Source organism: Rahnella laticis (assembly GCF_015644585.1).
GTDB lineage: Bacteria > Pseudomonadota > Gammaproteobacteria > Enterobacterales > Enterobacteriaceae > Rahnella > Rahnella laticis.
Map to the genome: position 1 here is coordinate 170,579 of NZ_JADOBI010000011.1, position 11,749 is coordinate 182,327.

Annotated in this window: 9 protein-coding genes and 1 rRNA gene; 8 read left to right on the forward strand and 2 right to left on the reverse strand. The window is 54.1% G+C overall.

Annotation, left to right across the window (positions count from 1 at the left end):
- The first annotated feature begins 1 nt into the window (after nt 1).
- From IV433_RS21020 to emrB, 3 genes are read left to right on the forward strand one after another with little or no spacing between them, the layout of a single operon-like run.
- Entirely contained in the window at nt 2-1,456 is a 1,455-nt protein-coding gene (locus IV433_RS21020; RefSeq protein ID WP_195815668.1) for an efflux transporter outer membrane subunit, read from the forward strand.
- 25 nt (nt 1,457-1,481) lie between these two features.
- The gene (gene emrA / locus IV433_RS21025) at nt 1,482-2,657 is read left to right on the forward strand and encodes a multidrug efflux MFS transporter periplasmic adaptor subunit EmrA (RefSeq protein ID WP_195815667.1); all 1,176 of its coding nucleotides are present in this window, start codon (nt 1,482-1,484) and stop codon (nt 2,655-2,657) included.
- 17 nt (nt 2,658-2,674) lie between these two features.
- Nucleotides 2,675-4,210, forward strand: coding sequence for a multidrug efflux MFS transporter permease subunit EmrB (emrB, locus tag IV433_RS21030; protein WP_152324847.1), 1,536 nt, complete (start codon nt 2,675-2,677; stop codon nt 4,208-4,210).
- 90 nt (nt 4,211-4,300) lie between these two features.
- Here emrB and IV433_RS21035 read toward each other — a convergent pair whose 3' ends face one another.
- A complete protein-coding gene (locus IV433_RS21035; RefSeq protein WP_152324846.1) occupies nt 4,301-5,404 on the reverse strand; it encodes a tRNA/rRNA methyltransferase in 1,104 nt (367 codons plus the stop codon).
- A 243-nt stretch (nt 5,405-5,647) separates the two neighbouring features.
- On the opposite strand from IV433_RS21035, the gene trxC reads away from it, so the two are divergent.
- The 5 genes from trxC to IV433_RS21060 all read left to right on the forward strand — a co-directional run bounded on the left by trxC (nt 5,648) and on the right by IV433_RS21060 (nt 11,502).
- Nucleotides 5,648-6,067 (forward strand): thioredoxin TrxC, encoded by a 420-nt coding sequence (gene trxC / locus IV433_RS21040; protein ID WP_104924510.1) that lies wholly within the window; start codon nt 5,648-5,650, stop codon nt 6,065-6,067.
- 129 nt (nt 6,068-6,196) lie between these two features.
- Entirely contained in the window at nt 6,197-6,901 is a 705-nt protein-coding gene (locus tag IV433_RS21045) for a tRNA-uridine aminocarboxypropyltransferase (protein WP_195815666.1), read from the forward strand.
- 31 nt (nt 6,902-6,932) lie between these two features.
- Nucleotides 6,933-9,653 (forward strand): bifunctional acetate--CoA ligase family protein/GNAT family N-acetyltransferase, encoded by a 2,721-nt coding sequence (locus IV433_RS21050; protein WP_195815665.1) that lies wholly within the window; start codon nt 6,933-6,935, stop codon nt 9,651-9,653.
- 84 nt (nt 9,654-9,737) lie between these two features.
- Entirely contained in the window at nt 9,738-11,093 is a 1,356-nt protein-coding gene (gene pssA / locus IV433_RS21055; protein WP_195815779.1) for a CDP-diacylglycerol--serine O-phosphatidyltransferase, read from the forward strand.
- A gap of 61 nt (nt 11,094-11,154) precedes the next feature.
- A complete protein-coding gene (locus tag IV433_RS21060) occupies nt 11,155-11,502 on the forward strand; it encodes a YfiM family lipoprotein (protein WP_195815664.1) in 348 nt (115 codons plus the stop codon).
- A gap of 131 nt (nt 11,503-11,633) precedes the next feature.
- On the opposite strand, the gene rrf is transcribed toward IV433_RS21060, so the two are convergent.
- Nucleotides 11,634-11,749 (reverse strand): 5S ribosomal RNA (rrf, locus tag IV433_RS21065).

Consider the following 11,749-nt stretch of genomic DNA (forward strand, 5'->3'; position numbering starts at 1 on the left):
CATGTCACTCCAAGCTCGCTGGAGGCTTACGCCGCTGTTTGCCGTTTTGATTTTGGCTGGCTGCGCCTCCAGTAATAATATTGCTCCTCAGTCGTCGCTGCTGGATACCCAACAGCTTCATCTGCAGCAGGCAAAAGTCAGTTCTCTGACCATCGGCCCACAGTGGTGGCGTAGTCTTAATGACCCGCAGCTTGATAACCTGATGACCACGACGTTGCAAAACTCGCCGTCATTGCGTCAGGCCGCGGCTCGCGTGCGCGAAGCGCAGAGCGTGATGGGCGAAGCAGATGCAGCCAATGGCCCCTATCTGGATTTGAACGGTTCGATGCGACGTGAACGTGTGGCGAAAAACACGATCCCGCCGTTCCTGACCAGCTATCCCGAAGCGCCAATCTACGACAACAGCAACAGCCTCGGGCTGAATCTGAGCTATGAGTTTGACTGGTGGGGTAAATACCGCAATCAGGTGAATGCCGCGAAAGCACAGGTGGATTCCGCCCGCGCCGAGCAGGCAGAAGCTGCGCTGACGCTGACCAGTTCGGTAGCGTCAGCCTATTATCAGTTGCAGGCCAATCTGGCTTTGCAGGATGTTCTGCAACACGAAGTGGATAACAATCAGCATCTGGCGGATTTGCGCAAAGCGCAGTATCAGGCCGGTGTCTATGGCATTGAAATTCCGCAACAAACCCAGGCTCAGGCCGACAGTGCTAAACAGCAAATCATCAACCTGAAAGCCCAGACCGAACAGCTGAGACATCAGCTTTCCGCGCTGGCGGGTCAGGGGCCTGACGCGATGAACGGGCTGCACGCCGTGGCATTGCCACCGGCTGAAGCGCTGGCACCGATTGGCGAGCTGACACTGGATTTGCTGGGTAAACGCCCGGACATCACTGCACAGCGTGATCTGGTGGAATCCTATTCCCAGCGAGTCAGTGCGGCCAAAAAAGAGTTCTACCCAAGCCTTTCCATCAGCGCCTTTGGCGGTCTGACGACCACCAACTACGGCGGCACCAGCCCAAATCTTCTGGAAGCAGCCAGCAAGGCCTGGAATATCACCCCAGCGATTTCGCTGCCGATATTCCACGCGGGCGCACTGCGTTCCAAACTGGGCGAAGAGTCCGCGTTATATGACCAGTCCGTTGAGTCATATAACCAGACCATCCTGAGCGCCATCCAGCAAACTGCGGATGCCATTACCCTCTCGAAAAGCAGCGTTGAACAATTGCAGCAGGCTTCTTCTGCCGCTAAATCGCTGGAAGAGGTGTATCGCGTTTCGGATGCAAGATACAACGCTGGCGTCATCGGACGGGATGAGCTGTTAACCAGCCAGTCAGCGCTCCTGCAACAGCAACAGGCGCAACTTACCGCCAGCAGTCAGCTGATGCAGGCAAAAATCAGTCTCATTCGTGCGCTCGGGGGTGGCTATCAGGCCCCGGCTGCGAACCAAAAATCATAATAAAAGACTCAGTGTGGAGAAGACCATGAGCGCAAATGCCGAAACTCAGGCAACGCCGCAAGCTCCGAAAAATAAGAAGAAAACGCGCAAAGTCGCGATGCTCTTGTTAACCGGGATTTTCATTATTATCGCCATCGCCTACCTGTTTTACTGGCTGCTGGTGTTACGTCATTTCCAGTCTACCGATGATGCGTATGTTGCCGGTAATCAGGTTCAGATTATGGCGCAGGTGTCAGGTAGCGTGACTGACGTCAATTTCGACAGCACCGACTTTGTCAAAAAAGGCGACGTGCTGGTGACTATCGATCCGACCGATGCGGAACAGGCGTTCGAACGTTCTAAAACGGCGCTGGCTAACAGCGTGCGCCAGACGCATCAGCTGATCATCAACGGCAAACAGTATCAGGCAAATATCGCGCTGCGTGCGACGCAACTGCAACAGGCGCAGTCTGACCTGAAACGCCGTATCGTGCTGGGCAACGTTGACGCCATTGGCCGTGAAGAACTTCAACACGCCCGTGACGCCGTGGATACCGCGAAAGCGCAATATGATGTCGCCGTGCAGCAATACAACGCGAATCAGGCGATGGTGCTGAACACGCCGGTTGATCAGCAACCACAAGTTTTGCAGGCCGCCGCGCAGGTTCGTGACGCATGGCTCGCCCTGCAACGTACCAAAATCCGCAGCCCGATTGACGGTTTTGTTTCCCGTCGCGCGGTTCAGATCGGACAGCAAATCAGCCCGACCACGTCTCTGATGGCCGTTGTTCCTGCTCATCACATCTGGGTTGATGCCAACTTTAAAGAAACTCAGCTGGCGAATATGCGTATTGGTCAGGTTGCCACCGTCGTCAGCGATATGTACGGCGATGACGTGAAATATCACGGCAAAGTGGTCGGTATGGATATGGGCACCGGCGGAGCGTTCTCACTGCTTCCGGCACAAAATGCGACCGGCAACTGGATCAAAGTGGTTCAGCGCCTGCCGGTGCGTATTGAGCTTAACGATCAGGAAGTTGCGGAACATCCGCTGCGCATTGGTTTGTCCACGCTGGTGACGGTTGATACTCAAAACCGTGATGGCCTGGTGCTGGCCGATACCGTGCGTTCCGAACCGCTGTATCAGACTTCGGCTCTGACACTGGATCTGGCCCCGGCTAATGCCATCATTGCTGATGTTATTCACGCAAATGCGGGCTAAAACCTCCGGAGGCCTCTGTGGCAAATAAACCGCTGGTAGGCGCCCCGCTGGCCTGGATGACGGTGGCTTTGTCTTTGGCCACCTTTATGCAGGTGCTGGACTCGACGATCGCCAACGTGGCGATCCCGACCATCGCCGGGAATCTGGGTGCCTCAAACTCACAGGGCACCTGGGTGATTACGTCGTTCGGGGTGGCAAACGCCATCTCGATCCCCATCACCGGCTGGCTGGCAAAGCGCATCGGTGAGGTCAAACTTTTCCTGTGGTCCACGATACTGTTTGCGCTCGCGTCCTGGCTTTGCGGGATGTCCAACAGCTTGGAAATGCTGATCTTCTTCCGTGTGCTGCAAGGCGTGGTAGCAGGTCCGCTGATCCCGTTATCACAAAGTTTGCTACTGAATAACTATCCGCCAGCCAAGCGAAGTACCGCGCTCGCACTCTGGTCGATGACTGTGATCGTCGCCCCGATTTGCGGGCCGATCCTCGGCGGTTATATCAGTGATAACTTCCACTGGGGATGGATCTTCTTCATCAACGTACCGATCGCCATCGTGGTCGTTGTGCTGACGCTGAGAACCCTGAAAGGCCGCGAAACCGCCACGCAGATCCGTCCGATCGACAGTGTCGGGCTGGTGTTACTGGTACTGGGCATCGGCGCATTGCAGGTGATGCTCGACCGGGGCAAGGAGCTGGACTGGTTTAACTCGACGGAAATTATCGTACTGGCGGTCGTGGCGGTGATCGCGTTGTGCTTCCTGGTAGTCTGGGAGCTGACCGATGACCATCCGATAGTCGACCTGTCGCTGTTTAAATCGCGAAACTTCACCATCGGCGTGCTGTGTATCAGCCTGGCCTACATGCTCTACTTCGGCGCGATTGTTTTGCTGCCGCAGCTGTTGCAGGAGGTCTATGGTTATACCGCCACCTGGGCGGGTCTGGCGTCCGCGCCGGTAGGCATTCTGCCGGTGCTGATGTCGCCGATTATTGGCCGCTTCGCACACCGTCTGGATATGCGAAAACTGGTGACGTTCAGCTTTATTATGTACGCCTACTGTTTCTTCTGGCGTGCATATACCTTTGAACCGGGGATGGATTTTGGTGCTTCTGCATGGCCGCAGTTTATTCAGGGCTTTGCGGTAGGCTGCTTCTTCATGCCGCTAACCACCATTATTCTGTCGGGATTACCGCCGGAACGTATGGCGGCAGCCTCCAGTTTGTCGAACTTTATCCGTACGCTGGCGGGGTCTATCGGGACGTCAATCACCACGACGATGTGGTCGAACCGGGAATCGCTGCACCATGCGCAGCTGACCGAAAACATCACACCGTACAACCCGGCGGCGACGCAAACTTATCAGCAGCTGGAAGGGATTGGCATGAGCCATCAGCAGGCTTCCGGCTGGATAGCGCGGGAAATTACGAATCAGGGGCTTATCATCTCTGCTAACGAGATTTTCTGGTTATCCGGCGGGGCATTCCTGGTACTACTGATTTTAATCTGGTTCGCCCGTCCGCCATTCAGCAGCGGCGGTGGCGGCGGTGGTGCGCACTGATTTCATGTCGCCAGTTAACACGAATCAGTAAACATCAGAAAGCAAAACGGACGCTCAGGGCGTCCGTTTTTTATGGGTGAAAATCAGGATTTACGCCTGATTCTGACGCCACCATTCAGCCAGCAAAATACCGGTCGCGACGGAAACGTTCAGGCTTTCAACTTTGCCCGTACCGCCGATAGACACGCTCAGGTCGCCCTGCTGCCATGCGCTGTCGGACAGGCCGTCGCTTTCTTCGCCCAGCACCAGCACCATTTTGGCAGGCAGCTCAGCTTTACCGAGCGCCGTCCCTTTGTGGCTGGACGTGGTCACGATGGTGTAACCGGCTTTACGGAAGGTCGCCAGCACATCAAGGAAGTTATCCGCACTGATAGCTTTAACGTGTTCTGCGCCGCCTTCAGCGGTACGCACGGCGGCACCGGATTCCAGCTGAGCCGGATCCTGAACCATCATCCCGTTGATACCAAAATGCGCACATGAACGCATGATACCGCCGAGGTTGTGCGGGTTGCCGACGTTTTCCAGCGCCAGCACACAGTCTTTCGCAGGAGCAGATTGCAGATAAGTTTCTGCATCCAGACCCTGACGTTTTTTAATCAGGAAACACACGCCGCCGTGGTGTTCCGTGCCGGAAGCTTTCACCAGCTCTTCGTCTTCAACCACGTGATACGCTTTGCGGTTTGCCGCCATCCAGCGCAGCGCTTCGCGGAAACGCGGAGTGACTGATTGCACAAACCACGCGCGAACAATCGCGTCAGGACGGCTGGCAAACAGCGCCTGACAGGCATTCTCGCCGTAAACGCGGGTTTCTTCCTGGCGCTGACGACGCAGCTGTTCAGGGTCGATGAAACTTTTACCGCTGATACCACCGTGATCCGGTACAGATTCATCCGCCGGTGCACGGGAAACAGTTTTCCACGGAGAGGAGTACGGACCGTCGTCTTCACGTGCCGGACGACGCGGGCGATCATCACCACGACGAGGTGCAGGGCCGCGTGAATCACCACGGGAATCGCTGCTGCGACGCTCATTGCGGCGGGCATCGTCAGGACGGGAACCCTGGCGAGGTTTATCGCCCGGACGTCCTTTATTGTTGGAAGGACGTTTATCGTTGTTGCGGTTATCGCCGTCGTCGTCACTACGGACGTACATCACTTTGACTTTGCCGTTCTTGCCACTGAATGAATCGTTCATTTTTCTCTCCACCTACGCGCAGGGCGCGAAGATTACCTGATGTCTGTGAGCTAAGCCACAGGCTTTCGACCAAAAGCTAAAAACTATCGTATTCATTGAATAAACCGCGTTGTTTACGTGACGTGGCGCCCCCATACTTACAACATACAAGTAACATATCAGCCGTTTTGTTTACCGCTTTATGCGTAAAGCCGGGGTTCTGGTTGATACCATTCTCACGTTAAGCAATGTAGAGGCTATTTTATGAATACGATTTGTTCATCATGTCAGGCCACCAACCGCCTGCCTGAGGATCGTATCGACGACGGCGCAAAATGCGGCCGCTGCGGTCATGCACTTTTTGAAGGCGATGTGGTTCACGCCACTGCCGCCACGCTGGACAAATATCTGCAGGACGACCTGCCGGTTGTCATCGACTTCTGGGCACCGTGGTGTGGCCCGTGCGTGAACTTCGCGCCTATTTTTGAAGATGTTGCGCAGGAACGTGCCGGTAAAATCCGTTTCATTAAGGTTAATACCGAAGCAGAACCCGAACTGAGCGCGCGGTTCCGTATTCGCAGTATTCCGACCATTATGGTGTTCAATGAAGGCAAAATGGTCGATATGTTGAGCGGCGCAATGCCTAAAGCGCCTTTCAACAACTGGCTTAATGAATCATTGTAACGCATAAGCCGTTATAAAGCCCTGCCGATGGCCCGCCTCAGCGCGGGCCTTTTTGTACGTTCAGCAGATGCTGCTTGCCAGCGAACCGCGGGTGATTAAAATAGCCGCTTTTCGAATACCGGAATGCTTATGTCAGACAACGCCGTCCTTCGCCTGCGTGAGCAGCGTTTAGCCCGCTCGACCCGCCCTTTTCTGGCCAGGGGATCGCGCGCCATTCGTTGCCAGGCATGCCTGTTACCTCAACGTCACTGCATCTGCGCTACGCGTGAGATCCATCAGGCAAACAGCCGTTTCTGTCTGGTGATGTTTGACACCGAACCGATGAAGCCGAGCAATACCGGTCGCCTGATTGCGGACGTTTTGCCGGATACACAGGCATTTCTGTGGTCGCGTACGGAAACCGAGCCGGCGTTGCTGGATGCCATATCTGAACCGTCGCGCCAGCCTTACGTGGTTTTTCCGGCGTCTTTCGCAACGCCGCCGCGTCAGGTCTTTACCGAAGTTCCCGAGGGCAGTAAACCGCCGCTGTTTATCATGCTTGACGGCACCTGGAATGAAGCACGCAAGATGTTCCGCAAAAGTCCGTATCTGGATAATCTGCCGGTATTCTCTCTGGATGTAAGCGCCAGCTCCGGCTATATCCTGCGTGAAGCCTCGCGACCGGAATTGCATTGCACAGTTGAAGTGGCCGCCGCGTTGCTCGAAAAAGCCGGCGATACACAGGCGTCTGCAGGTTTATCACGACACTTTACCCATTTCCGCACGCAATATCTGGCAGGAAAACCCCATCATCCGGTGCATCAGCTCACAGCAAAGAACGAAGAAAGCCTCTAGAATCATGGGAACATGATGAATCGGAGAGACGATGAGCCAGCGCGGACTAGAAGCACTATTACGACCTGAGTCGATTGCAGTCGTCGGCGCCAGTAATAAACCGGGGCGCGCCGGCTATCTGATGATGCGCAATCTGCTCGACAGCGGATTCAACGGCCCTGTTTTGCCGGTCACCCCGGCTTACCGCGCAGTCTGTGGCGTTCTGACCTGGCAGGATGTCGCCAGTCTGCCGATGTCGCCTGATCTCGCCATTCTCTGCACGCACGCAGACCGTAATATGGCGCTGCTGGAACAGCTGGGCGAGCGCGGCTGCAAAACTGTCATCGTACTTTCCTCTCAACCCGGCCAGTTCTCGGAACTGAAAGCCTGCGCTCAGCGTTTTTCAATGCGGCTGCTTGGGCCAAACAGTCTCGGCATTCTTGCTCCCTGGCAAAAGCTGAATGCCAGTTTTTCTCCGGTGCCGATCCTGCCCGGCAAACTCGCGTTTATTTCGCAATCGGCCGCCGTGGCCAATACCATTCTTGACTGGGCGCAGCAACGTGCCGTCGGATTTTCCTATTTCATCTCACTGGGCGACAGTCTGGATATCGACGTCGATGATCTGCTCGATTTCCTCGCCCGCGATACCAAAACCAGCGCCATCCTTCTTTATCTGGAGCACATCAGCGATGCCCGGCGTTTTCTTTCTGCTTCGCGCAGCGCATCACGCAACAAGCCGATTCTGGTCATTAAAAGTGGCCGCAGCGGGCAGGCTCAGCAACTCCTGAACAGCCCGCTCAGCCTCGACGCGGCTTATGATGCCGCCATCCAACGTGCGGGTTTGCTGCGCGTACAAGATACGCATGAACTGTTTTCGGCCGTCGAAACCCTGAGCCATATGCGTCCGTTGCGCGGTGAGCGCTTACTCATTGTCAGCAACGGCGCTGCACCGGCGGCGATGGCGTTAGATCAGTTGCTGTTACGTAACGGCAAACTGGCAAAGTTGGGGGATGAAACGGGCAAAGCACTGACTGGCGTTCTGCCGAAAACCATTACCGCCTCTAATCCGCTGGATTTGCATGACGACGCCACACCTCAGCTTTATCAGTCGGTGATAACAACGCTGCTCGACAGTACGGATTACGACGCCCTGCTGGTGATACACGCCCCAAGTGCTGCAGCGCACGGCACAGTAACAGCAAGCGGAGTGATAGATGCCGTTCGAAAACATCCGCGCGGGAAATACATCACGCTGCTGACAAACTGGTGCGGGGAATACTCCTCGCAGGAAGCGCGCAAGCTGTTCAGTACCGCCGGGATCCCGACTTACCGCACCCCGGAAGGCGCGGTAACGGCGTTTATGCATATGGTGGAATATCGCCGGAATCAGAAACAGCTGAAAGAAACGCCTGCGCTGCCAGCAGACCTTGAACAAAATACCGATCAGGCTCACAAACTGATTGCACAAACGCTGGCAGAAGGCACCACGCAGCTTGATACACATGAAGTCCGCGCGATTTTGCAGGCTTACGGAATGAATGTGCTGCCGACGTGGATCGCCAGTGACAGCGCTGAAGCCGTAAATATTGCCAGCCAGATTGGTTATCCCGTTGCGCTGAAACTGCGTTCGCCGGACATTCCGCATAACTCTGAAGTTCAGGGCGTTATGCTCTATTTGCGTACGCCCAGCGAAGTGGAACAGGCGGCCAATGCCATTTTCGACCGGGCTAAGCAGGCATTTCCGCAGGCGCGAATTCTGGGTCTGCTGGTACAGACGATGGCTAACCGCCCAGGCTCTCAGGAATTACGGGTAGTCGTAGAGCAGGATCCGGTCTTCGGCCCGCTGATTATGCTCACCGAAGGCGGAACTGACTGGCGTCCGGAAAGGCAGGCAGCCATTGCGCTTCCGCCCCTGAATATGACGCTGGCGCGCTACCAGGTCGTGCAGGCATTGAAGAGCGGTAAAATACGCGGTCGCAATGCGTTACATCCTCTCGATATTCCCGTCCTGAGTCAGCTTCTTGTTAACGTGTCTAACCTGATTATTGATTGTCCGGAAATCGAACGGCTGGATATTCATCCGTTGCTGGTTTCCGGCAGCGAGATGAGTCTGCTCGATGTGTCGATAGAGCTTTCAACGCGCAGTGCAGAAATACCTTCTCGTCTGGCGATCCGGCCTTACCCGCGTGAGCTGGAAGAGCGCGTTATACTGAAGAATGGACTGCCTGCGTTGTTCCGCCCGATTCTTCCGGAAGATGAGCCGTTGCTGAAAGCTTTCATCCTGAAGGTCACTAAGGAAGACCTGTATTACCGCTATTTCAGTGAGATTAATGAGTTCACTCATGAAGATTTAGCGAACATGACGCAGATTGATTATGACCGTGAGATGGCGTTTGTCGCCGTACGTACAGAAAATGAAGAAAGCGAAATTATTGGGGTCACGCGAACCGTTTCTGATCCCGACAATATCGATGCCGAATTCTCCGTACTGGTACGCTCTGATCTGAAAGGTCTGGGGCTCGGACGACGTCTGCTGGATAAGATGATTGATTACGCCGCAGAGCACGGCCTGCAACGTCTGGCGGGCATCACGATGCCGAATAACCGCGGCATGATTACGCTGGCTAAAAAGCTGGGATTTGACGTCGATATTCAGATTCAGGACGGAATTGTTAATCTGTCTCTGGTACTGGAAAAGCGCCGAAATTCACAGCAGAAAACCGTGAGCCTGAGCGATGAACAGGCAAAAGATGCGCACATGCGGCAGGACTAATGGTATTATCGACCGATTGTGCGGTCACCACAGTTTGTCGGTGCCGCTAAAATCATTACCTGAAGAGAGAAGAAGCGCACTGTGATGTTGTCAAAATTTAAACGTAATAAACATCAACAACACCTTGCTCAACTGCCAAAACTCCCCCAAACAGTTGGTGCTGTAAAAACGCTCTACTGCCCTGCCGATTTCCGTAAGGCACTGCTCGAAGCCATTGCCAACGCCACCCAACGGATTTATCTGGTTGCTCTCTATTTAGAGAACGATGATGGCGGACGTGACGTGCTGTCGGCTTTGTATGCCGCAAAGCAGCAACGACCGGAACTGGAGATCTGCGTGCTGGTTGACTGGCACCGCGCTCAGCGTGGCCGTATCGGTGCGGTGGCATCGAATACTAATGCTGACTGGTATTGCCGTATGGCTAAGGAACACCCGGAGCTTTCTGTGCCGGTGTATGGCGTTCCTGTTAATACGCGTGAAGCTTTGGGTGTTCTGCACCTTAAAGGTTTCGTTATTGACGATCAAGTCATCTATAGCGGGGCAAGCCTCAATGATGTTTATCTGCATCGCCACGAAAAATACCGTTATGACCGTTATCAGATGCTGACCAATGAAGCGCTGGCAAACACGATGATCGACTTTATGAAGAAATCGATCCTCACTGCCGCAGCGGTTCAGCGCCTCGATCGCGAAGATCGTCCGAAAAGTATTGAGATTAAGAACGAAACGCGTCAGTTTCGCCAAACCTTGCGCACCAGTGGTTATCATTTCAAAGACAGCGCCGGTAATGATGAACTGGCAGTCACGCCAATTGTAGGTCTGGGCAAGCAGAATGAATTGAATCGCACGATTCACCATTTAATGGCCAGCACCGATCACAAGCTGACGCTGTGTACTCCATATTTCAATATGCCTGCAATGCTGGCGCGCAATATCATTCATTTGCTGCGCCGGGGTAAGCAGGTTGAAATTATTGTGGGTGATAAAACCGCTAACGATTTCTATATTCCGCAAGATCAGCCTTTTAAAATCATCGGCGCCTTGCCTTATTTGTATGAAATCAATCTGCGCCGCTTTCTGAGTCGCTTACAACGCTTTGTCGACAGCGGGCAATTAATTGTCCGGCTATGGAAGGATGGGGATAATAGTTACCATCTGAAAGGTATGTGGGTCGATGACCGCTGGCAGCTGATCACCGGGAATAATCTCAATCCACGCGCCTGGCGACTGGATCTGGAGAATGCCATTCTGATCCACGATCCGCATAAAGAGATGGCGGTTGAGCGTCAAAAAGAGCTGGAAGAGATCCGCCAGCATACGCAAGTTGTCTCCCATTATATGGAACTGGAAAGTATTCCTAATTATCCGGTTAAAGTACGCAAACTTATTCGCCGTCTGCGGCGGATTCGAATCGACAGATTAATCAGCCGAATTCTGTAATTGGCTATACTGAAAGCCTGATCGTCTTGATCGGGCTTTTTTATATCTGGAATTCCATTTTATGACGCCATTTTTCCCCTCTTCCGTCAGACTCTCCGTCATCAGCCTTATATTTTTGTGCAGCGGTTGTACCCATTTCGCGAATGATCCATGGACCGGCAAGGACAAAGCCGAGCACTTTGTTGGCTCTGCGGTATTAGCGGCGGCAGGCACAGCCTACGCAAATAATCAGGGCTGGAATGAAGCTCGCAGCCGTTCGTTCGGCTTGTTATTTTCAGTCGGCCTTGGAGCGACAAAAGAGCTTTATGATAGCCGTGCGGGTGGAAGTGGCTGGAGCTGGAAGGACTTTAGCTGGGATATTGCAGGTGCGGCCGTCGGATACAGCGCTTATCATCTGACGCACTATTGATAAGCAACTATATACCCTGAATATTAAGAGACTGAACGCGATATATTGCCTTCAAAATTCACGATACTTCTCCCAAATTTCCCATAGCAAAAAGCCCTGTACGTCAGTACAGGGCTTTCCACTTATTTGATGCCTGGCAGTTCCCTACTCTCGCATGGGGAGACCCCACACTACCATCGGCGCTACGGCGTTTCACTTCTGAGTTCGGCATGGGGTCAGGTGGGACCACCGCGCTGTTGCCGCCAGG